This window comes from Aeromonas sp. FDAARGOS 1418, assembly GCF_019048585.1.
GTDB lineage: Bacteria > Pseudomonadota > Gammaproteobacteria > Enterobacterales > Aeromonadaceae > Aeromonas > Aeromonas caviae.
On the sequence record NZ_CP077387.1, the window covers coordinates 1,556,626 to 1,579,185 of the forward strand.

22 protein-coding genes are annotated in these 22,560 nt (G+C 64.7%); 12 read left to right on the forward strand and 10 right to left on the reverse strand.

Annotated features, from left to right (window positions below):
* Window positions 1-93: 93 nt before the first annotated feature.
* From chrA to I6L48_RS07555, 3 genes are all read right to left on the reverse strand, one after another.
* Window positions 94-1,236, reverse strand: a complete 1,143-nt coding sequence (gene chrA, locus I6L48_RS07545) for a chromate efflux transporter (RefSeq protein WP_113069652.1) — start codon at window positions 1,234-1,236, stop codon at window positions 94-96.
* A 173-nt stretch (window positions 1,237-1,409) separates the two neighbouring features.
* Complete coding sequence (locus tag I6L48_RS07550; protein ID WP_042015777.1) at window positions 1,410-1,850, reverse strand: NUDIX hydrolase; 441 nt, start codon at window positions 1,848-1,850, stop codon at window positions 1,410-1,412.
* A 178-nt stretch (window positions 1,851-2,028) separates the two neighbouring features.
* The gene (locus tag I6L48_RS07555) at window positions 2,029-3,033 is read right to left on the reverse strand and encodes an NADP-dependent oxidoreductase (RefSeq protein ID WP_113069653.1); all 1,005 of its coding nucleotides are present in this window, start codon (window positions 3,031-3,033) and stop codon (window positions 2,029-2,031) included.
* 176 nt (window positions 3,034-3,209) lie between these two features.
* Between I6L48_RS07555 and I6L48_RS07560 the strand changes: the two genes are divergently transcribed.
* The 3 genes from I6L48_RS07560 to I6L48_RS07570 all read left to right on the forward strand — a co-directional run bounded on the left by I6L48_RS07560 (window position 3,210) and on the right by I6L48_RS07570 (window position 4,367).
* Window positions 3,210-3,635 (forward strand): MarR family winged helix-turn-helix transcriptional regulator, encoded by a 426-nt coding sequence (locus I6L48_RS07560; RefSeq protein WP_029313694.1) that lies wholly within the window; start codon window positions 3,210-3,212, stop codon window positions 3,633-3,635.
* A gap of 35 nt (window positions 3,636-3,670) precedes the next feature.
* Window positions 3,671-3,901, forward strand: a complete 231-nt coding sequence (locus I6L48_RS07565) for a hypothetical protein (protein ID WP_113070611.1) — start codon at window positions 3,671-3,673, stop codon at window positions 3,899-3,901.
* Window positions 3,902-4,049: 148 nt separating this feature from the next.
* A complete protein-coding gene (locus I6L48_RS07570) occupies window positions 4,050-4,367 on the forward strand; it encodes a hypothetical protein (RefSeq protein WP_041211026.1) in 318 nt (105 codons plus the stop codon).
* A gap of 135 nt (window positions 4,368-4,502) precedes the next feature.
* On the opposite strand, the gene I6L48_RS07575 is transcribed toward I6L48_RS07570, so the two are convergent.
* Window positions 4,503-4,979, reverse strand: coding sequence for an Lrp/AsnC family transcriptional regulator (locus tag I6L48_RS07575; RefSeq protein WP_010672894.1), 477 nt, complete (start codon window positions 4,977-4,979; stop codon window positions 4,503-4,505).
* Between the two features lie 309 nt (window positions 4,980-5,288).
* Window positions 5,289-5,912, reverse strand: coding sequence for a metalloregulator ArsR/SmtB family transcription factor (locus tag I6L48_RS07580; protein WP_041214535.1), 624 nt, complete (start codon window positions 5,910-5,912; stop codon window positions 5,289-5,291).
* Window positions 5,913-6,060: 148 nt separating this feature from the next.
* On the opposite strand from I6L48_RS07580, the gene I6L48_RS07585 reads away from it, so the two are divergent.
* Together I6L48_RS07585 and I6L48_RS07590 are read left to right on the forward strand one after the other, a co-directional pair.
* Window positions 6,061-7,299 carry an MFS transporter gene (locus tag I6L48_RS07585; RefSeq protein ID WP_039039394.1) on the forward strand — a complete coding sequence of 413 codons (1,239 nt, stop codon included), beginning with the start codon at window positions 6,061-6,063 and terminating at the stop codon, window positions 7,297-7,299.
* A 235-nt stretch (window positions 7,300-7,534) separates the two neighbouring features.
* Window positions 7,535-8,356, forward strand: a complete 822-nt coding sequence (locus I6L48_RS07590; RefSeq protein WP_216987907.1) for a Cof-type HAD-IIB family hydrolase — start codon at window positions 7,535-7,537, stop codon at window positions 8,354-8,356.
* Between the two features lie 54 nt (window positions 8,357-8,410).
* On the opposite strand, the gene I6L48_RS07595 is transcribed toward I6L48_RS07590, so the two are convergent.
* The gene (locus I6L48_RS07595; RefSeq protein ID WP_010672898.1) at window positions 8,411-8,974 is read right to left on the reverse strand and encodes a DUF2799 domain-containing protein; all 564 of its coding nucleotides are present in this window, start codon (window positions 8,972-8,974) and stop codon (window positions 8,411-8,413) included.
* 200 nt (window positions 8,975-9,174) lie between these two features.
* On the opposite strand from I6L48_RS07595, the gene I6L48_RS07600 reads away from it, so the two are divergent.
* From I6L48_RS07600 to I6L48_RS07610, 3 genes are all read left to right on the forward strand, one after another.
* Entirely contained in the window at window positions 9,175-10,014 is an 840-nt protein-coding gene (locus I6L48_RS07600) for an isopenicillin N synthase family oxygenase (protein ID WP_010672899.1), read from the forward strand.
* A gap of 209 nt (window positions 10,015-10,223) precedes the next feature.
* Window positions 10,224-11,537 (forward strand): sodium-dependent transporter, encoded by a 1,314-nt coding sequence (locus I6L48_RS07605; protein ID WP_216987908.1) that lies wholly within the window; start codon window positions 10,224-10,226, stop codon window positions 11,535-11,537.
* Window positions 11,538-11,949: 412 nt separating this feature from the next.
* Window positions 11,950-13,263 carry a sodium-dependent transporter gene (locus I6L48_RS07610; RefSeq protein ID WP_041214539.1) on the forward strand — a complete coding sequence of 438 codons (1,314 nt, stop codon included), beginning with the start codon at window positions 11,950-11,952 and terminating at the stop codon, window positions 13,261-13,263.
* 36 nt (window positions 13,264-13,299) lie between these two features.
* Here the strand turns inward: I6L48_RS07610 and I6L48_RS07615 are convergent, their stop codons facing one another.
* The 3 genes from I6L48_RS07615 to I6L48_RS07625 all read right to left on the reverse strand — a co-directional run bounded on the left by I6L48_RS07615 (window position 13,300) and on the right by I6L48_RS07625 (window position 16,946).
* Window positions 13,300-14,937, reverse strand: coding sequence for a hypothetical protein (locus I6L48_RS07615; protein ID WP_216987909.1), 1,638 nt, complete (start codon window positions 14,935-14,937; stop codon window positions 13,300-13,302).
* Window positions 14,938-15,078: 141 nt separating this feature from the next.
* Window positions 15,079-15,543 (reverse strand): hypothetical protein, encoded by a 465-nt coding sequence (locus I6L48_RS07620; protein ID WP_202040217.1) that lies wholly within the window; start codon window positions 15,541-15,543, stop codon window positions 15,079-15,081.
* Window positions 15,544-15,572: 29 nt separating this feature from the next.
* Entirely contained in the window at window positions 15,573-16,946 is a 1,374-nt protein-coding gene (locus I6L48_RS07625) for a PLP-dependent aminotransferase family protein (RefSeq protein WP_041211036.1), read from the reverse strand.
* A gap of 116 nt (window positions 16,947-17,062) precedes the next feature.
* Between I6L48_RS07625 and I6L48_RS07630 the strand changes: the two genes are divergently transcribed.
* The 4 genes from I6L48_RS07630 to I6L48_RS07645 all read left to right on the forward strand — a co-directional run bounded on the left by I6L48_RS07630 (window position 17,063) and on the right by I6L48_RS07645 (window position 20,622).
* Window positions 17,063-17,659, forward strand: a complete 597-nt coding sequence (locus I6L48_RS07630) for a LysE family translocator (RefSeq protein ID WP_039039402.1) — start codon at window positions 17,063-17,065, stop codon at window positions 17,657-17,659.
* Window positions 17,660-17,761: 102 nt separating this feature from the next.
* Window positions 17,762-18,352, forward strand: a complete 591-nt coding sequence (locus I6L48_RS07635) for a LysE family translocator (RefSeq protein WP_010672906.1) — start codon at window positions 17,762-17,764, stop codon at window positions 18,350-18,352.
* Window positions 18,353-18,487: 135 nt separating this feature from the next.
* A complete protein-coding gene (locus I6L48_RS07640) occupies window positions 18,488-19,180 on the forward strand; it encodes an aspartate/glutamate racemase family protein (protein WP_041214542.1) in 693 nt (230 codons plus the stop codon).
* A gap of 227 nt (window positions 19,181-19,407) precedes the next feature.
* Window positions 19,408-20,622, forward strand: coding sequence for an aldose 1-epimerase family protein (locus I6L48_RS07645; RefSeq protein ID WP_113069657.1), 1,215 nt, complete (start codon window positions 19,408-19,410; stop codon window positions 20,620-20,622).
* Between the two features lie 60 nt (window positions 20,623-20,682).
* On the opposite strand, the gene I6L48_RS07650 is transcribed toward I6L48_RS07645, so the two are convergent.
* Window positions 20,683-22,473 carry a long-chain fatty acid--CoA ligase gene (locus tag I6L48_RS07650; protein ID WP_216987910.1) on the reverse strand — a complete coding sequence of 597 codons (1,791 nt, stop codon included), beginning with the start codon at window positions 22,471-22,473 and terminating at the stop codon, window positions 20,683-20,685.
* Window positions 22,474-22,560 lie beyond the last annotated feature (87 nt).

A 22,560-nucleotide genomic window follows, 5' to 3' on the forward strand; every position in this document is an offset into this window, starting at 1 on the left:
TGTCCTGACGGATCTTGCTCTCTTTGCCTCCCCTCGGGGATAAGAGCCATGACCGCCAGCCCGGCGGGCGCTGCCTGACTTGTCGCGGGTTCGTCAGGCCAGCAGCAGGGCTGCCCCCGTCAGCAGGGCGGCGAGGGGCAGAACGGGGAGCCGTGGCACCCGCAGCAGGTAGAAGCCGACGGCGGCCAGCGCCAGATCGGTGGGGGAGAGCACGGCGCTCTGCCACACCGGCTGATAGAGGGCCGCCAGCAGCAGCCCCACCACGGCGGCGTTGATGCCGGCCACGGCCCCCGCCAGACGGGGGCGGGCCAGCCAGTGCTGCCAGCAGGGGCCCAGCGCCCAGAGCAGCAAGAAACCCGGCAGGAAGAGCGCCAGGGTCGCCAGCAGCGCCCCGATGAGGGGAGTGGCGGGCAGCAGCACGGCTCCCAGGTAGGTGGCCAGGGTGAACATGGGGCCGGGTACCAGCTGGGCCAGGCCGTAGCCGGTCAGGAACTGCTGCTCGCTCAGGTGGTGACCCAGGCTCTCCTGCAACAGGGGCAGCACCACGTGACCACCGCCAAACACCAGGCTGCCTGCCCGGTAAAAGTCGGCCAGCAACTGGCTGACGGGGCCGCTCACCACCAGGGGCAGGCCGACGAACAGCAGGGCGAACAGCAGCAGGGTCGGCCAGTGAGGCTGGCGATCCGGAGTGGACGCGAGGCCCTGACTCCCCGGGCGGGGCTCGCACAAGGCACAGAGCAGGGCCGCGCCGAGCAGCATGGCGACCTGGGTCAGAAGACCGGGGGCGCACCAGAGGGCGGCGGCGGTGGCCACCATGAGCCCCTGTTGCAGCGCCGTCTTGCAGAACTGGCGGCTCATGGTGAGCACGGCATCCGCCACCACGACGAGCGCCAGCAGCTTGAGGCCGTGCAGGGCGGCGTCCAGCCAGAGGTTGCCCGCAAGCTGACCCAGACCGACGGCGGCCGCCAGCAACAGCAGGAAGGAGGGGAGGGTAAAGCCGACGAAGGCGGCCAGGGCGCCGCCGATGCCGGCACGGTGGCGGCCGATGGCAAAGCCGAGCTGGCTGGAGGCCGGACCCGGCAGCAGTTGGCACAGGGCCAGCAACTGGGCGAACTCCCCCTGGTTCAGCCAGCCCAGCCGCTGGACAAAGGTGCGCTGAAAATAGCCGATATGGGCGGCCGGCCCGCCAACACTGATGCACCCCAGCCACAAGAACTGCATGAACACCTGTCCCATCTTCCCCTCCTCGTCATCATCCTGGCCCGGATAATATGACAAAAAAGTGACGGTTTGGTGACGGTACGCCCTCCCGCGCTGCCTGCCATCAACAGGGGCTGGCGGGGTGGCGGGTCGCCTCCGCCAACAGACGAGAGGTGCCGGGGTGACGCGCGGCAGCCTGCCGGTGAGGGTCAGGGGGCAGGTTGTGCCTGGGGCAGGTAGCATTGTCCCGCCAGCCAGCAGGCGATGGACTGGCGACTGGCATCGAAGTGAGGCTCGGGCAGAGTGTGCGGGTCGCACCAGATCCAGCCCTCGCATTTTTCCGGCTCCAGCAGTTGCGGCTCCCCGTTCACCTCTGCCAGCAGGGTGACCGAGATGTAGTGCAGGCCGCTCTCGCGCCAGGTCTCCAGGTTGTTGGTGACGGCGATGACGCGAGGCTGGCGGATGACGAAGCCGGTCTCCTCCGCCACCTCCCGGATGGCTGCCGACTCGAAGGTCTCCCCCAATTCCAGATGACCGCCGGCGATGGACCAGTAGGGGGCATGGCTGCCCTTGCGCTTGCCAAGCAGTACCTGGCCCTGGCCATTGGTGAGAATGACGCCGACACCGACGCGGGGATAGGGGGTAGACATAGGGGAGGCTCCTTGCTGAGACGGCGGGGTGCGCCAGGGAAAACGGGCCCACCTTAGGGGGGATGGGCCCGTTGTGCAAGCCGCCTGTTCAAGGGCGATCGGATGCCGATTCTCCATCGCTTAAATGGATGGGTCTGGCGACATTCTATCTGTTAAACAGATGGAAAACGCCCCCGGATCAGGGCAGTCTGACCAGCATCTTGCCGGTATTGCGGCCCTGGAACAGTCCGATAAAGGCTTGCGGCATGCTGGCCAGCCCCTCGCTGACGGTCTCCTCGGCCTGGAGGGTGCCCGCCTCAAAGGCCGGCATGGCCTCGGCCAGGAACGCCCCGTAGTGCTGCCAGTGATCGGAGACCAGCAACCCCTGCATGAGGATGCGCTTGCGGATCACCTGGGAGAGGTTGCGCGGGCCGCTGGCCTGGCCGTTGCTGTTGTACTGCTCGATGAGGCCGCACAGCACGATGCGCCCGTGCACCACCAGGTGGTTGAGGGCGGCATCCAGCATGGCGCCCCCCACGTTCTCGAAGTAGACGTGGATGCCTTCGGGGGCGAGGCGGGCCAGCTCGGCGTCGAGATCCGGGGTCTCCCGGTAGTTGATCACCGCATCGGCTCCCAGGGTCTTGAGGTAGGCGACCTTGTCGGCCGAGCCGGTGGAGCCGATGACCCTGGCTCCCGCCTGCTTGGCGAGCTGGACCGCCATGGTGCCGACCGCCCCGGAGGCTGCCGAGACCAGCAGGGTTTCACCGGCCTTCAGGTGTGCCACCTTGTGCAGGCCCGCCCAGGCGGTCATGCCCGGCATGCCGAGGGCGCCGAGGAAGCGCTGGGGCGGCAGGGTGGTGTCGGGCAGGCGGGTGAGCTGGGCAGCGTTTGCCACGAAGGCATCCCGCCAGCCCAGCATGCTGCTCACCTTGTCCCCCACCTTGAAATCGGGATGGCGCGATACCTGTACCGTGCCGATGGCGCCGCCGTCGAGGGGACCGTTGAGGGGGAAGGGAGGAACGTAGCTTTTTGCCTCGCTCATGCGGCCGCGCATGTAGGGGTCCACCGACAGCCACTGGTTGGCGACCTGCACCTCTCCCTCCTGCAGGGCGGGCAGGGGCACGTCCCGGAGGGCGAAGTCCTCCAGGGTGGGGAGACCGGTGGGGCGACGCAGCAGTTGGATTTGATGGCTGATGGCATTCATGGGCATTCTCCGGCAGTGGGGCCGCGCGTCGGGCGGCGGCCTGGTATTTTTGTTTGTGTGCAAACTAAAATCAGGGTAGTCCTGAACGCGGGGGCTGGCAACTGTTTTGTGTGCAAACTATTCAGCCCCGAAGTTGATGGGGTATACTGCCCCCCTTGTCGTCAGCGAGGTCCTCCATGAGCGAATTGAAAAAGCAGGTCTGTTTTGCCCTCTACAGCGCCTCCAATGCGGTGATGCGTGCCTATCGGCCGCTCCTGGACAAGCTGGATCTCACCTATACCCAGTACCTGGTGATGCTTTCGCTCTGGGCTCGGGACGAGGTCAGCCTCAAGGAGATAGGGCAGGAGACCGGACTGGATGCGGGCACCCTGACCCCCATCGTCAAGCGGCTGGAGAGCAAGGGGTGGCTGACCCGCACCGTCTCCCACGAGGATGAGCGGCAAAAGTGCATCAGCCTGACCGAGGCGGGACGCCAGTTGCAGCAGGAGGTCAGGGAGTGCTGTCTGGCGGACAGCTTGCGCAATCAGGTGGATCTGGCCGATGCTGAGTTGGCCCAGCTCAAGCAGCTTTGCGATCGCGTGGCGGCGCAGCTGGGGCGCTGATCCCTTTTCCCGTCAGGAGTGACCCGATGAAACCCATGCAATCCCTGCTCCCTCTGTTCGCCATCCTGCTGTGCGCCTGCGCCGATACCTCCTATCCCCGTTCCGAGTTGCAGATCGACGATGCCGATGCCTGGCAGGCCATCTGCAAGGACGGGGCCCGGGTGCGGGCGGTCACCGACGAGGGGATCTGTGCGGATCACCGCGGGGTGGCCATGTGGACAAATAAACCAAGGGCTGCACGGATGGCAGAAGAAGCGGCCAAGTAGTGTGACCTGTACGACATAAAATGACATGACCGGCCATGGGGCCGGTTTTTTTCGCGATCTTGCCAGCACTTTGGCACCTTGTTCATGGTGCACTCATTTTTCTCTTCCCATACTGGCCCTCAAGGTAGCAAACCAACAGGAGAGAGAGATGCAATCATCCATCGTCGGGCTCTCCATTCTGTGGGGGCTGGCCAGCTTTGGTGTACAGGGGGATTTCATCGAGAGCCGTGATACTGCCTCCCCCTCCTGGCAGGCCGAGTCCAGAGTGGAGATGGAAGGGTACTTGATGGAGTCGTTGGGCGCCGATCGCTGGGTGTTCGACAACGGCAGCGAGAGCCTGGAAATCTCTCTGCCCAAAGGGCAGTGGGTGTCGACCGGTGAGCGGCTGCGGCTGCGCGGCGAACCCCTGCAGGAGCAGAGCGGCTGGTTGCTGCAGGTGCAGGACGTCAGCCAGGTCGAGGCATGACGAGGCGTTCGCCACCTGGCGGCGCGATGGCGCCCGGGGGCTGTGCTGACCGCGAATGCCCTTGATAGCAGAGACAAGAAGAGGAGGCCTTGGCCTCCTCTTGCTTTTGGTGCTCCCCGGATGCGGGGTGGGTTGTCAGCCCAGGTGGTTGAGGGGCAGGGCGGTCTTGTGCTTGATGCGGCGCAGCACGAAGCTCGAACGCACCCCGGTCACGCCGGAGATGTGGGTCAGCTTGTCCAGCAGGAAGTGCTGGTAGTGCTCCATATCCCGCACCACCACCTTGAGCTGGTAATCCGCATCGTTGCCGGTGATGAGGTCGCACTCCAGCACCTCGGGCAGATCCTTGACGGCGCGATCGAAGTTCTCGAACCGCTCCGGAGTGTGTCTGTCCATGGAGATGTGAATGTAGGCGGTGAGGGTCAGCCCCAGCTGGCGGGCATTGAGCAGGGTGACATGGGTATCGATGAGACCGGCATCCTCCAGCGCCTTGACCCGGCGCGAGCAGGGGGAGGGAGAGAGCCCGACCAGCTCGGCCAGCTCCAGGTTGCTGATGCGGCCATTTTCCTGCATCAGCTCCAGAATATGCCTGTCTATACGATCAAGTTTCAGCATTCTCCGTACCTCTTCGCAATTACTAATCCACTTTTCCTAGATTAAGGGTGAACTATTGCAAAAACAACTGAAAATACCTGCTACTTCACAACCACTCACCGCATCGCGGGGAGTACCATGGTTACATCTTCCGGTGGCAAGACAGGCGCCCGACCAGGCACCTGTGGTGAAGGACCTTACCGGGTCAAGAGCCCCATCAGCCGTTCGACCTTATCGGGAAACAACGGGCTGGAACGAGAGCACCCCCTCCCCGAAGGCAACAAAGCAGGCATCCCGGCGCCTGCTTTGTTGTTTTTGCGTTCCGCCCGCTCAGGGGCGGGGCGGCCGGATGCGATAGAGACAGCGGCTGTCCCCCTCCAGCAGATACTGCTCCCGCTCCACCTCGGCCGGCGCCAGCAACCGGCGAAACAGCGCCAGCTCGCTGCGGCAAAAGCCCCGACAGGCCCTGGCCGCACTGCAGATGGGGCAGTGACTCTCCCACCACAGCCAGCTGCCGTCCTCCTCCTGCGACATGTCCGCCATATACCCCTCCTGGGTGCGCAGCGCCTTGAGCGTCATCAGCCTGTCTGCCAGCGCCGGCTGGGTCAGCCTGGATTCATAGCGAGCCTGCATCTGCTGCTCCCGCCGCGTGATGAGCTGCTCCATGCCCGCGTCGCCAAACACCTGCCGGATGTCGTCGATCAGCTGCAGGGTCAGATCGCCATGGGTGTCGGGGAAGCGCTGCCAGGCCTGGTCGGTGAGGTGCCACAGACGCACCGGGCGACCGCGGCCGCGGGCCTCGTCGCTAAACCCCACCCAGCCCTCGGACTCCAGGGCCATCAGGTGCTGGCGCGCCCCCATGGACGTCATCTGCAACTGGTCGCCGAGTTCGGCGGCGCTCTGGGGGCCGCGGGTTTTCAGCAGATAGAGGATCTTGTCGGTACTGGCGTTCATGGGGGCTCCGGTGGTGGGTATCGGTGCGGTGACCGCCTGGATGAGGTCATTATGGGGAGCAGGGAGATTTAGATCAACAATCTGCTTTACTTAATGGACGACCCCTCACAATATAAATAAACCGATAACTTTATTTAATGAGGCGAAGATGGAAGGGATCAAGGGACAGGTGACCCTCTGGGTATTGGTAATGACGGTGACGCTGGCGGTGGCGGGATTTAGCCTGCCTTCCCCCGTCCTGGCGCCGCTGCTGCTGGATCCGGCCCAGGGCATGCTGACGCCACAGGCGTCGGACTGGAGCCGCAAGGTGTGGCTTGGCGTCATCATGGGGCTCTATCCGTTGTTTCAACTGTTGGGGGCCCCCTTGCTTGGCCGCCTCTCCGATCGCCATGGGCGCAAGCCGGTGCTGACCCTCTGTCTGGTGGGGGTGCTGGCGGGGTATGTGCTGATGGCCCTCGGCATCGCCTGGCGTTCCCTGCCGCTCTTGCTGCTGAGCCGGGTGGTGGAGGGCTTTTTCAACGGCGACATCGCCATCGTGCAGGCGATGGCGGCGGACATGAGCACGGCCAGGACCAAGGCCCGCAACTTCGCCCGCATCAACATCGGCATGAACCTGGGCTGGGTGGTGGGTCCCATGATCGGAGGCTATGCGGCCGTGGTCTCGGGAGATTACAGTCTGGCAGCCTGGCTGGCGGTGGGGATGACGGTGATCAACCTGCTGCTGGTGCTCTGGCTGCTGCCCAATCGTCCCCCGGTGCCGGCGACCCGGGATGAAGCTCCCCTCTCGACCCGCCAACTGCTGCTGCAACCTCGTCTCCTGCCCTACTTTGCCCTGACCCTGGCAAGCTACGGGGCGGTGCAGCTCTACTTCACCTACTTCAATGTCTGGCTGGTGGAGCGGCTGGCATGGGATCCGGTGCAACTGGCCCAGGCCGCCGTGCTGGTGAGCGTGCCCATGATGCTGGGCTCCTGGATCGGTGAGCAGCTGGCACGGCACTGGCGCGGCAGCTCCCTTGGCATCGTCGGCCACCTGGTGATGGCGGCGGGCATGCTGATGTTCATCCTGCCGACCCAGTGGTGGGGGCTCGCGCTCACCTTCATCCCGGCCGGCATCGGCATGAGTCTGGGGGAGCTGGCCACCTCGGTGGCGGTCTCCAACCGCAGCCATGCCAGCCAGCAGGGGCAGGCGATGGGGCTCTACCGCGGTCTGGCGGTGGGCAGCGAGATCCTGGCGGTGGTGCTGGGCAGCCTGGTGCTGCTGGCGGGGACCGAGTGGCCCTTCTACCTGGCCGGCCTCTGCGGCGTGATCTGTGCCCTCGGTTTCTACGGATTACGCAGACGGGCGGACAGGCGAAACGCCGTGGCCGGGTGCGCCGAGGCGGGCTGACGAAGGGCGCGGGGATCACAGTTCGGCGACGGGATGGCGGGCCGGACTTGCATCGCGGCGCCGAGTCTGGGACGGTATGGCTCTTTGCTCCGCTTTTCCCGCCCCCCGGCGAGCGCGTCTCCCATCATGGGCCTTGCGATGCCCAGTCCGCATTCCCGGCGGTGAGATGTGTCGTCATGGAACTGGAAACGGGAGGGGATGGCGCCGCACCCGTCTCGACATTCCTGGAGGTGATATGAGTCGTTATCAGGCCATTGCATTGGACATGGACGGTACCCTGCTGAACCGGGATCACAAGATCTCGTCCGCTACCCGGGCGGCCCTTGCCCAGGCCCGGGCCCACGGCATCAAGGTGCTGCTGGTGACGGGTCGCCACTTCATGACGGCCCGTCCCTTCCACCATGAGCTGGCCCTCGACACCCCCATCATCTGCAGCAACGGCGCCTACCTCTATGATCCGGTGCAGGAGAGGATCCTCGCCGGGGATCCCCTGGCCGTGGCGCCCCTCACCGCCCTGCTGGAGGAGATGCAGGCCCAGCAGATGGGGGCGCTGTTCCACCTGGGGGGCGGCATCGGCTACCTGGGCTGCGAGGAGCACGTGGGCCGGATGCGGCGCTGGTCGGCAACCCAGCCGGATCACCTCAAGGTCTCCCTGCTGCCCGCCGAGGATATCGAGCTCTGGTTGCAGTCCCCCATCTGGAAGCTGGAGTTGTTCAACCAGGATCCCGGCCGGTTGCACCGTTTCGTCGGGGAGGTGGTGGAGAGACTGCCCTTCACCCGTGACTGGACGGCCCCCTATGCGGTGGAGCTGGTGCAGCCAGGTTGCAGCAAGGGCAACCGGCTGGCCCAGTGGGCGGCGAGCGAGGGGATCGCCATGGAGAACCTGGTGGCCTTTGGCGACAACAACAACGACATCAGCATGTTCGAGCAGGTGGGGCTGGCGGTGGCCATGGGCAATGCGGCGCCCCAGATCCAGGCTCATGCAGACCGGGTCACCGCGGATCACAACGAGGATGGCATCGCCCTGGCGTTGCAGCGCTGGGTCCTGCCCGCCTGAGGGGAAAAACAGTCTACGGCATAAACAGAAAGGGGCCATGTCGGCCCCTTTTTGTCAGCTCCCGAAGGAGAACTGGATCACCCGATCCGGGAAGCGCAGCCGGTTGTAGTCCCGGTATACCCCTTCGTAGTGACGGATGGCGCGCTCGCGCTGGGCACGGTAGTAGTCGCGCTGGCGGCTGTCGCTCTCGCCCCGGATCTGCTGATCCAGCTGGTGGATGCTCCGCTCGGTGCGTTCCAGCTCCTGCTGCAATTCGCCGAGGCGCTGCTCCAGCAGGTACTCCTTGCGGCCGCGCTCGAACTGGGTGAGGAAGCTGGTGTCGTTGGGGCAGACCCCCAGGTATTCGCTCCCCTCCCGTCCCTTGCTGTAGGCAAGCTCGGGGATGCAATAGAGCTCCAGCCCCTTGGCGTAGCCGCGCTGCCACTCCGCCTCATCCACCTTGAGGCCGTACTCCCCGCAGGTCTTCTGATAGTCGCGGGTGGCGCTCCGGGTCTTGCCCTGCTCCCCGTCCTGATAGCCCTGGTTGTACCAGCTCATGGCACGGCACTCCTCCTCCGAGAGGGAACTGCACCCGGCGAGCAGGAAGGGAAGGGTCAACAACAGGATCTTGGGGGACATGAGGGGGCTCCGACAGCAAAGGGGGTGGGGCATTCTAGAAGAGGAGGCCCGTCCGGGACAAGCACCGGGCGAGGGGGCCGTATCATGATGTTTTTATCAGTATTTTCAAGCCGTTGTAGACGGTCTTCCGGCAGCCTTTTCTTGCCGGGGGAGGCAGGGTAAACTGCGCCTACTTTTAACTGGCATGTAACATAAAAACAATGAAAGTCCTGACCGTCGATTATCGCTCCCCCGATGCGGCCGAGCGCTTCACCGAATCCCTGCGCACCACCGGCTTCGGGGTGCTGACTCACCACCCCATCCCGAAGGAGCTGGTGCAGTCCATCTATGACAACTGGTATCGCTTCTTCATGAGCGAACAGAAGCAGGATTTCCTGTTCAATCGCGAGACCCAGGACGGCTATTTCCCGCCCTCGGTGTCCGAGGTGGCCAAGGGCCACAGCCAGAAGGACATCAAGGAGTACTTCCACATCTATCCCTGGGGCCAGATGCCGGCAGAGCTGAAAGAGCAGGCGATGGAGTACTACCGCCTGGCCAACGATCTGGCCGCCGAGCTGCTGGGCTGGGTGGAGCAACACACCCCGGGCGACATCGCCGCCCATTACAGCTGCCCGCTCTCCTCCATGATCGAAGAGAGCCACAAGACCTTGCTGCGGGTGCTGCACTACCCGCCCTTCGACGGCACTGAGGAGCCGGGTGCCATCCGCGCCGCCGCCCATGAAGACATCAACCTGCTGACCATTCTGCCCGCCTCCAACGAGCCGGGCCTGCAGGTGAAAGGTTCAGACGGGGAGTGGATGGATGTGCCCTGCGATTTCGGCACCCTCATCATCAACATCGGTGACATGCTGCAGGAGGCCTCCCGCGGCTACTACCCCTCCACCACCCACAGGGTCATCAACCCGACCGGGGGCAGTGCCGCCAAGTCCCGCATCTCCTTGCCGCTCTTCCTGCACCCCCGTCCGGACGTGGTGCTCTCGGAGCGTCACACCGCCCACAGCTATCTGATGGAGCGGTTGCGGGAGCTGGGGGTGATCTAATCCCGCCAGACCTGGGCAGACAACAAACCGGAGCATCCCCGCTCCGGTTTTTATTTTGTGGCACGATTGGTTGGTTATCCGAATTTTATTGGTCAATGATGCTAAAAACTGAGTTTTATATCGGATATACGCCGAGTGATTGCGCGCCCGCGGGCGTACTCTGAGCGCCATTTCGGGCCTCGCTGGCAGGCCCTTCGTGTGGAGTTCTTATGAAGCAGTCCCAATGGTCATCCCGGCTCGGTTACATCCTGGCCGCCGCAGGTTCCGCGGTCGGTCTCGGCGCCATCTGGAAGTTCCCCTATGTCACCGCCGCCAACGGTGGCGGCGCCTTCCTGCTGGTCTTTCTGCTGTTCAGCTTCACCCTGGGGGTGGCGGTGCTGATGGGGGAGACCCTGATCGGCAGCCTGACCCGGCGCGGGGTGGTGGGCGCCTTTGGCGAACTGATGGGCAGGCGCTGGCGCTGGGTCGGTGCCATGGGCTTGCTGTGCAGCCTGCTCATCTTCTGTTTCTACAGCGTGGTGGGCGGCTGGACCCTGGGGTACACGGGCATGGCCCTGGCGGGGGAGCTGCAACAGGGGGACGGCGCGGCACTGACCGCCCGTTTCAACGACTACGTCGGTGATCCGCTCTGGCCGGTGCTGACCCACCTGCTGTTTGCCGGCTTGACCTGGTGGTTCGTGCGGGGCGGCGTGCAACAAGGGGTGGAGCGCACCCTGCGCTGGATGATGCCGGCCCTCTTCATCATGATCCTGCTGCTGGTGGCCTTCGGCCTCACCCTGCCGGGCGCCATGGCCGGGGTGCGCCACTTCCTGATGCCCGATTTCAGCAAGCTCGGCATGTCGGGTGTGCTGGACGCCATGGGGCTGGCCTTTTTCTCCCTCTCCATCGGCCTTGGCATCCACACCACCTATGGCGCCTACCTGCCTTCCAGTGAAGGGGTCGGTCGCTCCAGCCTCTGGGTAGTGCTGCTGGCGAGCGTCATCGCCGTGCTGGCGGGCCTGATGATCTTCCCGGTACTGGCGGCGACCGGTATTGACCCGGCCTCGGGCCCGGGCCTCACCTTCATGACCATGCCGGCGGTGTTCCAGCAACTGCCCTTCGGCCAGGGGCTGGCGGTGGTGTTCTTCTCTCTGCTGGTGGTGGCGGCGCTCTCCTCCTCCATCTCCCTGCTGGAGCACTTGCAGTGCTTCCTGTGCGAGAGCCTGGGCTGGTCCCGCCGCGCGGCGTGCAACCTGGTTATTGCCCTGGTGATGGCGGGTGGCATCCCGGTGAGCCTGTCGTTCGGTCCCTGGGCCACCCTGACCCTGTTTGGCAAGAACATCTTCGAGTTGCTGGACTTCATCACCTCCAACCTGATGATGCCCCTGTTCGGGCTGGCCCTGACGCTGCTGCTGGGCTGGCGGCTCGGTCGCCAGGCGCTGCCCGAAGGGCTGGCTCCCCACTGGCGGGCCCTGCTGATGGGCTGCTGGCGCTGGCTGGCTCCCCTGCTCATTGGCAGCATTCTGGTGCGCGGCCTGGTGTAGGGAGGGTTGGTCATCTGTGCCACTCCCCGGCCGGGCTGGCCGGGGAGTGGGGTGGCAGGATTGACTCTTTATAAAAATCTGTCAATTAAAAATAAACAGAGTAAAAATCTGTAATTTCGATATTCTGTTTTGATTAAATCTGTTTTCGGTTCTGTTTTAGACTATTTCCTGTCAACTTCTCTTGCCATGGTTTAGGCTGTGGCTCCTTTTTACCGTGCAGGCGTCGCCCTCCCATGTCACCCCTTATCGCTCTCTGTGGCCGATTTAGCCCCTTCCTGGAGAGGTGACCTTGCAGGTGTCGTTTGTCTGACTGTTCATTGCAAAGGTCGCCCTCAGGCGGCCTTTTTTGTTGCGGCGCACACCGCGTCTAGCCATGGAGTATCGAACTGATGTTGTCTTGCCCGGAGGTTGTATGAGCCAGGTTCAGTGGTCTTCCCGTATTGGTCATGTGCTGGCGGCCGCCGGCTCGGCGATCGGCCTTGGCGCCATCTGGAAGTTTCCCTATGTGACAGCCACCAACGGGGGCGGTGCCTTCCTGCTGGTGTTCCTGCTCTTCAGCTTCACCCTGGGGGTCGCGGTGCTGGTGGGGGAGACCCTGCTCGGCAGCCGCAGCCAGCGCGGCGTGCTCGGCGCCTTCCACAAGCTGGTGGGGCCGAACTGGCGCTGGATGGGCTACATGGGGATCCTGTGTGGCTTCTTCATCTACAGCTTCTACAGCGTGGTGGGGGGCTGGACCGTGGGCTATGCGGCCCTGGCCGTGGGCGGCGAGCTCAACCTGAGTGAGGCGAGCACCCTCACCGCACTCTTTACCGGTTATGTGAGCGATCCCCTCTGGCCAGCCCTCACCCATCTCGTCTTCGCCGGGCTCACCTGGTGGTTCGTGCAGGGAGGGCTGCAACAGGGGGTGGAGCGGGCGCTGCGCTGGATGATGCCGGCCCTGTTCGTGATGATGCTGCTCCTGGTGGTGACCGGGCTCTCCATGCCGGGGGCCATGGCCGGGGTACGCCAGTTCCTGATGCCCGACTTCTCCCACCTGACGGGGCAGGGGGTGCTCGACGCCCTGGGGCTGGCGTTCTTCTCCCTCTCCATTGGCCTCGGGGTACACACCACCTATGGCGCCTACCTGCCGAGCAGTGACGGGGCGCTGCGCTCCGGGGTCTGGGTAGTCACCCTGGCGAGCTGCATCTCGGTGCTGGCGGGGCTGATGATCTTCCCGGTGCTGGCCTCCACCGGCATCGATCCTGCCGCCGGCCCCGGCCTCACCTTCATGACCATGCCGGCGGTGTTCAACCACCTGCCGTTCGGTCAGGGGCTGGCGGTGATCTTCTTCCTGCTGCTGCTGGTGGCGGCGCTCTCCTCCTCCATCTCCATGCTGGAGCACCTGGTGCGCTTCACCACCGAGGAGTGGGGCTGGTCGCGCCGCAATGCCTGCCGGGTGCTGACCCTGCTCATCATGGCCTGCGGCATTCCGGTCAGTCTGTCGTTCGGCCCCTGGGCGGACTACACCCTGTTTGGCAAAACCCTGTTCGATCTGCTGGATTACCTCACCTCCAACCTGATGATGCCCCTGTTCGGTCTGGTGCTGACCCTGCTGCTTGGCTGGAAGCTGGGGGACAGTATTGTGCCTGCGGATCTCTCGCCGCTGATGCGTGGCGCGCTGCTCTGGTGCTGGCGGCTGATCGCCCCCCTGCTGATCGCGGGGATCCTGGTGCGGGGCTTGTTGTAACGCACCAGCCAGGGCGGCATGCACCGCCCTGGATGGCTATAGGCCCTGGTGGGGACCGAGGGGCGGCAGTTTGGGGGCCAGGTGGGATCTCACCTGTTGCAGTGTCTCCCGATAGGCGTTCCCATGGTGCTCCAGGAAGGCGGCACTGTGGTTGAGACGCTGCTCCAGCCTGTCCACCAGGCGGGCCACCGCCGGGGCCGCCATGCCGGCGGGCCAGCACTGGGTCAGCAATACCAGCAGTTGCCAGGCATCCCCCGCCTGGGCCGGGAATCGTTCCTGCAGGGTCAGAGCACTCTGCACGGCGAGCTGGAGCTGACCCGTGGTCATGGCCCGTTGCCGCTCCTCGCGCAGCTGGGTCAGCTGCTGCTCCCGCTGCGCCAGTTGCCGCGCCAGATCGTCGACCACCTGCAAAATGAGCCCCTGCAGCAGCGGGGTCTGTGCCACCGGCCCCTGATACTGGCCGAGCTGGGCCAGATAACGCTGGGCATGGTGGGGAAGCCCGCAGAACTGGCTGACGGCCACCCCGAGCAACTGGTTGAGGTGATTGTCCCGCGCCGCCTCCGGCGGGTGCTTGGCCAGCAGCATCAAGGCGTCATCGAATCGATAATCCAGACCCAGCATCAGGGCGCGCAGCAGCCTCTCCTCGTGGGCTCGCAGGGTCACGGCCTGCTGGCCGAGCTCCTCCAGAGCCTGCTGCAGCCCATGAACTCTGGCCTCTCCCGGTGGATGCCAGAGCACCGCCAGGGTCGCATCCAGCAGGCAGCGTTCGACGGAGTGGCGAAACGTCTGTTTGGGGAAGTAGCGCAGGATGAAATCGGTGGCCTGCGCCAGCACCTGACCTTCATCCCTTCGCAGCAAGGCCAGCAAAATGGCCACCTGGCGCCACTGCGGCTGCCAGGGGCAGCGTTGCAGCAAGCCTGACAAGGTTTCCCAGGCAGGATCCCACTGCGCCTCGTGCAGTTGGCAGGCGAGAACCAGCGCCTGATGGATGACGGGGGGCAGTCGCTCCTGGTTGCGGGCCAGATCCTTGTGGGCACTCTCCACCCGGTTCAGCCCGAGCAGGGCCTGGTTCAGCCCCTGGCGTGGCCACCAGGCATCGTACTCCGTGGTGCAGATGGCGTAGTGCTGGGCGGCCTGCACCCGTTCCCCGGCTTGCAGCAGCATGTAGCCCTTTACCCTGTCCATCTGTGCTTCCAGCCCCTTGTGGCTGGCGTGCCGGTAAAGCAGATCCTCGCACTGGGCGCAGGCGCTGCGCCACTCCCTGAGCACCATGGGGGTGGCCAGGGGGCGGGTCACCGTGGTCAGTGCCAGCAGCGCTTGCAGGCTGTGTGCCAGCTGCTCCGTGGTGAAGGGCACGGCCAGACGCAGGGCGAAATAGAGGTCGGAGGGGGGGAACTGGCCGGTGTCCTCGTCCTGCTCCAGCAGCAGGAGCACGCAGCCGGGCGCGAGCAGGCCCAGGTGGTGTGCTTCATGCAGCAGCCTGACGCCCTCGTGGGCCTGGTGGTGATACTGGCGGCAAAGAATGGCATCGAAGGCGTGCTGGCGCAGCAGGGCGGGCAGGCTTGCAATCTCTTTGCAGTGGAACAGCTCGGTGGGGGGCAGCCCCAGATCACTCAGTCCCTGGGTGAGGGTCGAGCCCATCATGGCATCGTCTTCGATGAGGAGGATCTGCATCTTTGACGCTCCTTCGCCGGTCGGGGGTGGCGAGGTTGGATTCAAAGTTAGCCTCCACTCTCCCGCGAGAGCCAGAGGGGGTCAATACCCCACCTGGGTCAGGGATGGCTCAGTGCAGCCTTGGGCGGGGCAAAGATAGCATCACTGAAGGCCGGGCCCCCTGGCCGAGAAGGGGCAGTCCCGCTGGGGGACACGCAGCTCCCCGGCTCCCGCCTTTCCCTGCCAGGCGAGCTCGAGCTGACCCAGGCGCCCGAGGCGGCGCAGCTCGAACTCGTAGCGCAGGCAGGGGTTGTCGGTGGGCAGCTGCGTCATTCCTGCGGGCAGCCGGTAGTCGTAGCGCAGCAGAGGGCCATCTTGCAGTCGGCTCTGCACGGGCACCAGCCCCTCCGCCGTCGGTGCGGGGGCCTTGAGATAGCGGCGCAGCGCCACCGGGGCGTCGATGGCTTTTTGATAGTGAAGGCCGTTCATGGCTGCCAACTCCTCCTCCAGCCGCGTCAGCTCCCCCTCCAGTCCGCTCAGGGCGGCGCCAAGCTGTTGATGGGCCGGGGAGGCGCAGCCTCCCAGCAGCAGGGTCGCGATCAGCAGGGCGGGACGGACGGCAGACATGAAGGCTCCTCGGGTGCCAGGGTCAATGACTATAGCAGGGGATTGGTGGGCGGCGTGCCCCTCAGCAGCCCGGCGAGGCGCTCCAGCCCTTCGGCGACGCGGGCGTCGGTGGCGGGCTGGCTCAGGCTGAGGCGTACTCCCTGCGGGGCGGCAAACTGGCCGGCGGCGAAGTGTTCTCCGCTGGCGACCCCCACGTCAAGGGCGTTGGCGGCCTCCGCAAACTCCTGGCTGCGCCAGGGCTCGGGCAGCGGCAGCCAGGCGTGCATGGACCCCGGCTGCCAGCGCGCTCCCGGCAGCAGGTGGCGCAGGAGCTCACCCCGGCGCGCCAGGATTTTTCGCTGGTGTTCGATGAGCGGCATGATCTGGCGCTGGCTCACCAGCTTGCAGGCCAGCTCGATGAGCAGCGGACTCACCATCCAGCTCGACAGCCGCATCGCCTGGGCGAAGCCGTTGCGAAGGGCGGGAGGGGACAACACGAAGCCGACCCGCAGGCCGCCGCAGGCGATCTTGGCGAGACTGCCGAGGTAGATGACCCGCTCCGGTGCCAGGTTGACCAGGGGAGGGAGCGCACTTTCGGGCAGCAGGCCGTTGACGTCATCCTCGACGATCAGCAGATCGTGGCGACGGGCGATGGCGACGATGGCGTCGCGTCGCGCCAGGCTCATGGTGGCCGTGGTGGGGTTTTGCAGGGTGGGGGTGAGGTAGAGCAGCTTGGCCCGGCGGGTACGGCACGCGGCATCCAGCGCCTCTGGCAGCAGTCCCTCCTCATCCATCGCCAGTCCCACCACCTGATTCTTGAGCTGGCGTGCATTACCCAGCATGCCGGGGTAGCTCAGTCCCTCGCAAAACAGGGTCTCTCCCACGCAGCCGGTGGCCAGCAGGGCCAGCATGATGCCGTGCTGGGCACCATGGCTGAACAGCAGGCGATCTTCGCTCGCCGTGATGCCCTGCTCGGCGAGCCAGTCGACGAACAGCTGGCGCTGTGCGGGGCGTCCCGCCTCCTTGTCATAACCGAGCAGGCCGTTGAGATCCCCCTGCGCCAGCTCGGTGAGCAGGGGCCTGATGATGGCGCCCCTGTCCAGCTGGACCGGGAGGTTCTGCCACAACTCGATGCGCTGGCTGTCTTCATTGCGGATCACCCATTCGTTGGCGGGATCCGCCGCTCCCCTGACCCAGGTGCCGTGCCCGACCCGGGCCGCCAGCAGGCCCCGTCGCTCCGCCTCGGTGTAGGCGCGGGTGACGGTGCCCACGGTGACCCCCAGCTTGTCTGCCAGGGCCCTGTGGGTCGGCAGCCGGGTCTCGGGTGAGAGGGTGCCGGTGGCGATGGCCTGCTCGATGGCCTTGACCAGTTTGAGGTAGAGGGGCCCCTCGAAAGGGGTGAGGTCGGGCGTCCAGATTGTCATGGTGACAATAAATCCATTGATCCAAGATTGTCCGCAATATAGCGTGATTATCAGTCTTTACACAACCAGCAAGCACACATTGTATCGGTACAATGTGGCGAGAAAGGAGTCTCCCCATGACCATCGAATGGTATGCCACCCTGTTTGGCTTCGCCCTGCTCACCTGCGGCACGCCAGGGCCGAACAACCTGATGTTGACGGCGTCCGGTGCCAACTTCGGCGTGCGTCGCACCCTGCCCCATCTCATCGGGGTGGCGGTGGGCCAGCCTGTGCTGCAACTGGTGCTGGCGCTCGGCTTCTATCCGCTGTTCGAGCGCTGGCCCCTGCTCAAGCTGAGCCTGCAGGTGCTGGGCAGCCTTTACCTGCTGTGGCTGGCGTGGCGCATCGCGGTGGCAGGCGCCCCCGGAGATCCCGCCAGCCGTGCCCGCCCCTTGACCCTGCTTGAAGGGCTGGGCTTCCAGTTCCTCAATCCCAAGGCGTGGATGATGGGGATCTCGGCCATCAGTCTGTTCAGCCTGCCGGGGAGCGACTACTGGCCGAGCATGTGGGGCATCATGAGTGTCTTCCCCATGGCGGGGTTCCCGGTCTGCTTCGCCTGGGTGATGTTTGGCCATCAGCTCAGCCGCTGGATCAACTCGGACAAGGGGTGGCGTCGTCTCAACGGCAGCCTGGGTGCCTTGACCGCCCTGTGCGTGGTGATGCTCTGGTATTAACAGCACCTTGATTATTCATGCAAAGAAAATGCATTGCTGACCTTGTCGTCAGGGCGTCGGCTCTGCATATTAGGAGGCTTGCCGTATCTGAACGAGGTTGAGATGGATCTGAACTGGTTGCTCCCCCTGGCGGGCTTTGCCCTTATCACCTGTGGCACGCCGGGCCCCAACAACATGCTGCTCACCAGTGCCGGGGCGGCCCAGGGGTTTCGCCGCTCCGTGCCTCTGCTGGTGGGGGTGGTGGGGGGCATCAACCTGATGATCCTGGCCACGGCCCTGGGGCTTGGGGTGGTGTTCGAGCGTCTGCCCCTGCTGCACGACGGCCTCAAGCTGGTGGGGTCGGCCTACCTGCTCTGGCTGGCCTGGAAGGTGGCCAACGCCAGTGGCCCGGCGGAGGGGAACCGGCCGCTCATCCCGGCCCATCAGGGGGCCATGCTGCAACTGCTCAATCCCAAAGCCTGGATGATGGCGCTCTCCGCCATCAGCGGCTTCACCCTGGCGGGGGAGGCTTACTGGCCGTCCGCGGGCTGGGTGCTCGGCATTTTCTTCGTGACCGGCCTCTATACCGGTGCCTTCTGGGTGCTGTTCGGTGCCCAGGTGCGCCGCCTCATCCGCACCGCCACCGGCTGGCGTCGTTTCAATCTGGGCATGGGGCTCGCCACGGCGGCCTGCGTGCTGATGATCTGGGTTTAGGCCTCGGCCTGAGCCTTTACCGGCTGTCTTGTTGGCCCTTCGGGGCCTTTTTTATTGCCGGGGCGGTGCGATCAAACGCGCCCCCTGAGGGATTGCAGCATTGGTTTGCACCATCGGGTGACATAAGGAGATTCCATGAAATGTATCGGTCTGCTGGGTGGCATGAGCTGGGAGTCCACCGTCAGCTATTACCAGGCCCTCAACCGGGGGGTACGCGAGCGGCTCGGCGGTCTGCACTCGGCGCGAGTGCTGCTGAGCAGCGTGGATTTTGCCGGGATAGAGCGGTTGCAGCACGCCGGTGACTGGCCCGCCACCGCCCGTCTGCTGGCGGCCGAGGCCAGGGCCATCCAGGCCGGTGGCGCCGATTTTCTGCTGATCGGGACCAACACCATGCACAAGGTGGCGCCGGAGATCGAGGCCGCCATCGACATTCCCCTGCTCCACATCGCCGATGCCACGGCCCATCGCCTCCAGGCCGACGGGGTGACCCGGGTGGGCTTGCTCGGCACCCGCTTCACCATGGAGCAGGATTTCTACAAGGGGCGGCTCCAGGAGCGCTTCGGGCTGGAGGTGCTGGTGCCTGATGACGCTGCACGGGAGCGGGTGCACCGCATCATCTATGACGAGCTCTGCCTCGGCGATATTCGCGAGTCGTCTCAGGCCGAGTATCTGGCCATCATCGCCGATCTGGCACAGGCCGGTGCCCAGGCGGTGATCCTGGGTTGCACCGAAATCGCCCTGCTGGTGGGGGCGTGCCAGGCCGCCGTGCCTCTCTATGACACCACCGCCATCCACGCCGAAGCCGCGGTGACGCTGGCCCTTGCCTGATGTGGTGCAGGCGGGGTGAGGGGGCGCCCCTCTCGGCGCCCCGCCTGTTTTTTCCTCCTTTCATAACTGTGAGTCAGCCTTCATTTCAGCAGGGCTGAAGCCGTTTTTATTGTCAATCGGCTCACATTTCCTCCGTTTGTCTCTTGAGTCCGGGGCGTCAGACGCCTAGTTTTCGATCACTGAAACGATTCAGCTTTCACAAAAACAAGAGACACGAGGATAAATCCATGTTGAAGAAACTCTCCATTGCCGTGCTGCTCGCCCTGGGCGCCACCGCGGGTCACGCCGCCGAATTTCTGCTGACCGACTCCCAGCAAGGGCTGGATGTGGGGGACTGGAAGATCACCAGCGAGAAGCTCGGCATCAAAAGCCCGGTTCCCTTCACCATCGAGAAGAAACGCCTGCACGGCGGCCGCCAGGAAGGGGTGGATCTGCTCATCGTCGACAACGGCGTCATGAAGATCACCCTGGTGCCGACCCGCGGCATGGGGATCAAGGAGGTCAAGGCGGCGGATCTGCGCCTAGGCTGGGATTCACCGGTCAAGGAGGTGGTCAACCCCGCCTTCATCGATCTCGAGAGCCGTGGGGGCCTCGGCTGGCTCGACGGCTTCAACGAGATGCTGGTGCGCTGCGGCTACGAGTGGACGGGTCATCCCGGAGTGGATGACGACGGTCGCCTCAAGAGCCTCCATGGCCGGGTGCAGAACATTCCCGCCTCCGTGGTCAGCGTGACCGTGGACGACGAGCCGCCCTATGCCATCCACGTGCTGGGCCGGGTGGACGAGCGCACCTTCAAGATGAGCGAACTGGTCACCTGGACCCAGCTGAGCGTGGTGCCCGGTCAGGCGGAGTTTGCCCTGCAGGACAAGCTGACCAACCACGCTGACTACGAGAACGAGTACCAGATCATCTATCATGGCAACTTCGGGGCCCCCATTCTGGAGGAGGGAGCCAGGGTGAGCACGCCGGTGAAGCAGATCTCCCCGTTCAATGACTACGCCAAGGCCGGACTCAAGGGTTGGCAAACCTATCTGGGGCCCACCAAGGGCTTCGACGAGATGGTGTTCAACCTGGTGCCCTACAGCGACGCCGACGGCAATACCCTGGCAGTGCTGAACAACCGGGCCGGCAACGCCGGAGTGGCGGTGGGCTACAACACCCGACAGCTGCCGGTGCTGACCCTGTGGAAGAACACCGACACCCGGGCCCAGGGCTATGTGACCGGCATCGAACCCGGTACCAGCTATGCCTACAGCACCAAGTACCAGCGCCCGCTCGGGCTGGTCCCCAAGATCCAGCCGGGGGAGACCAAGACCTTCGATCTGACCTATCGCCTGCTGCAAAATGCCGACGAGGTGAAGCAGGCCCTGGCCCGGGTGGAGAAGATCCAGGGCGGTCGGGCCACCGAGCTGCGCGAGCAACCCCTGGTCAAGCTGCCATAAGGGAGAGACGCCCAGCAAAAAGCCGCTCCATGAGCGGCTTTTTCATATCAGGCCCGTCGATCAGACGTGGCTGTACATGGCTTCTATCTCGCGCTGGTACTTGGCCTCGATGATCTTGCGGCGCAGCTTCATGGTGGGGGTGATCTCCCCGAGCTCCATGGAGAAGGCGCTCGGCAGCAGGGTGAACTTCTTCACCTGCTCGAACTTGGCCAGCTCCTTTTGCAGATCCTGAATGCGGGCCTCGAAGAACTCCATCACCCGGGAGTGGCGCAGCAGCTCGGTCTTGCACTGGTACTGCAGGTTGATGGAGCGGGCGTACTCCTCCAGGGACTCGAAGCAGGGCACGATGAGCGCCGACACGAAGTGGCGGGCATCGGCGACGATGGCAATCTGCTCGATGAAGCGATCCTTGCCGAGGGTCCCCTCGACCAGTTGCGGCGCCACGTACTTGCCGTTGGAGGTCTTCATCAGCTCCTTCAAGCGCTCGGTGAAGTAGATGTTGCCCTCGTCATCCAGCTCGCCCGCATCGCCGGTGCGCAGGAAGCCATCCTCGGTCATCACCTCGGCGGTGGCCTCCGGCTTGTTGTAGTAGCCACGCATCACGGTGGGGGCGCGCACCAGCAGTTCGTTGTTCTCGCCGAGTTTCACCTCGATGCCGTTTAGCGCCGTGCCGATGGAGCCCAGCCTGAACTGGGTGTCTTCATAGCAGCAGACGGTGGCGGTGGTCTCGGTCATGCCGTAGCCGTACTTGAGGTTGAGCCCCATGGCCTGGAAGAAGAGATTCACCTCGTCCGCGAGACGGGCGCCCGCCACCGGCAGGAAGCGGGTGCGACCGCCGAAACGGGCGCGCAGCTTGCGAAACACCAGGCGCTCGGCAAGCCAGAGCTGGCCATAGAGCAGGGGAGAGGCGGACTTGCCCGCCTGACGGGTGGCGACCATCTGTTTGCCCACCCGGGTGGCCCAGCCGAACAGAGCGCGGCGCAGGCGCGGCGCCTGGGCCACCCTGGCCTGGATCATGGCGTAGGCCTTCTCGTAGAGGCGGGGCACGGCGCACATCACGGTGGGCTTCACCTCGCCGATGACATCCATCACCTTCTGCGGGTCGCGAATGTAGACGTTCTCGGCGCCGCAATAGAGCACGTAGTAGCTCCAGGCACGCTCGAACACATGGCTCAACGGCAGCATGCAGAGGGAGACATCCTGCTCGCTGAGGTCGAGGCGAGCGTCATGCATCTCGAAGCAGGCGGCCATGTTGGCGAAATCGAGCATGACCCCCTTGGGTTCGCCCGTGGTGCCCGAGGTGTAGATGAGGGTCAGCAGGTCGTCCATGCGGTAGTGGCGCTCGCGCTCGCGCAGCACCAGCTCGCTGGGTTGGTGGTTGCCGGAGACGAGGAAGGTCTGGAAGTGGCTGGCCGAGGCGCAGCCGCGCAGATCGACGGTGCCGTCCAGGGCGACGATGTGGCTTATCTCGCCGCTGTCGATGAGGTGCAGCGCCTGATCGAACTGGGGCTGCTCCCCCACGAACAGCATCCTGATGCCGGCATCCTTGACGATGTAGCGCAGCTGATCGAGGGTGCTGGTGGGGTAGATGGGCACGCTGACGCCACGGGCGGCCAGGATGCCGAGGTCGGCCTGGGTCCACTCGGGCATGTTGCGGGCATAGATGCCGACCATCTCGCCGGGCTGGTGGCCCGCCCGGATCAGTCCCTGGGCGCAATAATCCATGGCCTGACCCAGGGTTCGCCAGCCGATGGCGCGCCACTGGCCATCCTGCTGGACGCGCAGGGCGGCCTTGTTGCCAAGGCGGGCAATACGCTCACGCATCACTCTAACCAGATGAAACTGCGACATCTCACGCATCCTCAAGTAACAGTTGTGCGCCCGCAGGGGCACCAAAATCGGGGCTGGAGTTTAAACTCTAACATTACAGCTTACAAG

What these genes read in the sequence shown, in the direction of transcription:
- chrA (WP_113069652.1), bottom strand. Translation starts at nt 1,236, where the DNA reads ATGGGACAGGTGTTCATGCAGTTCTTGTGGCTGGGGTGCATCAGTGTT.
- I6L48_RS07550 (WP_042015777.1), bottom strand. Translation starts at nt 1,850, where the DNA reads ATGTCTACCCCCTATCCCCGCGTCGGTGTCGGCGTCATTCTCACCAAT.
- I6L48_RS07555 (WP_113069653.1), bottom strand. Translation starts at nt 3,033, where the DNA reads ATGAATGCCATCAGCCATCAAATCCAACTGCTGCGTCGCCCCACCGGT.
- I6L48_RS07560 (WP_029313694.1), top strand. Translation starts at nt 3,210, where the DNA reads ATGAGCGAATTGAAAAAGCAGGTCTGTTTTGCCCTCTACAGCGCCTCC.
- I6L48_RS07565 (WP_113070611.1), top strand. Translation starts at nt 3,671, where the DNA reads ATGCAATCCCTGCTCCCTCTGTTCGCCATCCTGCTGTGCGCCTGCGCC.
- I6L48_RS07570 (WP_041211026.1), top strand. Translation starts at nt 4,050, where the DNA reads ATGCAATCATCCATCGTCGGGCTCTCCATTCTGTGGGGGCTGGCCAGC.
- I6L48_RS07575 (WP_010672894.1), bottom strand. Translation starts at nt 4,979, where the DNA reads ATGCTGAAACTTGATCGTATAGACAGGCATATTCTGGAGCTGATGCAG.
- I6L48_RS07580 (WP_041214535.1), bottom strand. Translation starts at nt 5,912, where the DNA reads ATGAACGCCAGTACCGACAAGATCCTCTATCTGCTGAAAACCCGCGGC.
- I6L48_RS07585 (WP_039039394.1), top strand. Translation starts at nt 6,061, where the DNA reads ATGGAAGGGATCAAGGGACAGGTGACCCTCTGGGTATTGGTAATGACG.
- I6L48_RS07590 (WP_216987907.1), top strand. Translation starts at nt 7,535, where the DNA reads ATGAGTCGTTATCAGGCCATTGCATTGGACATGGACGGTACCCTGCTG.
- I6L48_RS07595 (WP_010672898.1), bottom strand. Translation starts at nt 8,974, where the DNA reads ATGTCCCCCAAGATCCTGTTGTTGACCCTTCCCTTCCTGCTCGCCGGG.
- I6L48_RS07600 (WP_010672899.1), top strand. Translation starts at nt 9,175, where the DNA reads ATGAAAGTCCTGACCGTCGATTATCGCTCCCCCGATGCGGCCGAGCGC.
- I6L48_RS07605 (WP_216987908.1), top strand. Translation starts at nt 10,224, where the DNA reads ATGAAGCAGTCCCAATGGTCATCCCGGCTCGGTTACATCCTGGCCGCC.
- I6L48_RS07610 (WP_041214539.1), top strand. Translation starts at nt 11,950, where the DNA reads ATGAGCCAGGTTCAGTGGTCTTCCCGTATTGGTCATGTGCTGGCGGCC.
- I6L48_RS07615 (WP_216987909.1), bottom strand. Translation starts at nt 14,937, where the DNA reads ATGCAGATCCTCCTCATCGAAGACGATGCCATGATGGGCTCGACCCTC.
- I6L48_RS07620 (WP_202040217.1), bottom strand. Translation starts at nt 15,543, where the DNA reads ATGTCTGCCGTCCGTCCCGCCCTGCTGATCGCGACCCTGCTGCTGGGA.
- I6L48_RS07625 (WP_041211036.1), bottom strand. Translation starts at nt 16,946, where the DNA reads ATGACAATCTGGACGCCCGACCTCACCCCTTTCGAGGGGCCCCTCTAC.
- I6L48_RS07630 (WP_039039402.1), top strand. Translation starts at nt 17,063, where the DNA reads ATGACCATCGAATGGTATGCCACCCTGTTTGGCTTCGCCCTGCTCACC.
- I6L48_RS07635 (WP_010672906.1), top strand. Translation starts at nt 17,762, where the DNA reads ATGGATCTGAACTGGTTGCTCCCCCTGGCGGGCTTTGCCCTTATCACC.
- I6L48_RS07640 (WP_041214542.1), top strand. Translation starts at nt 18,488, where the DNA reads ATGAAATGTATCGGTCTGCTGGGTGGCATGAGCTGGGAGTCCACCGTC.
- I6L48_RS07645 (WP_113069657.1), top strand. Translation starts at nt 19,408, where the DNA reads ATGTTGAAGAAACTCTCCATTGCCGTGCTGCTCGCCCTGGGCGCCACC.
- I6L48_RS07650 (WP_216987910.1), bottom strand. Translation starts at nt 22,473, where the DNA reads ATGTCGCAGTTTCATCTGGTTAGAGTGATGCGTGAGCGTATTGCCCGC.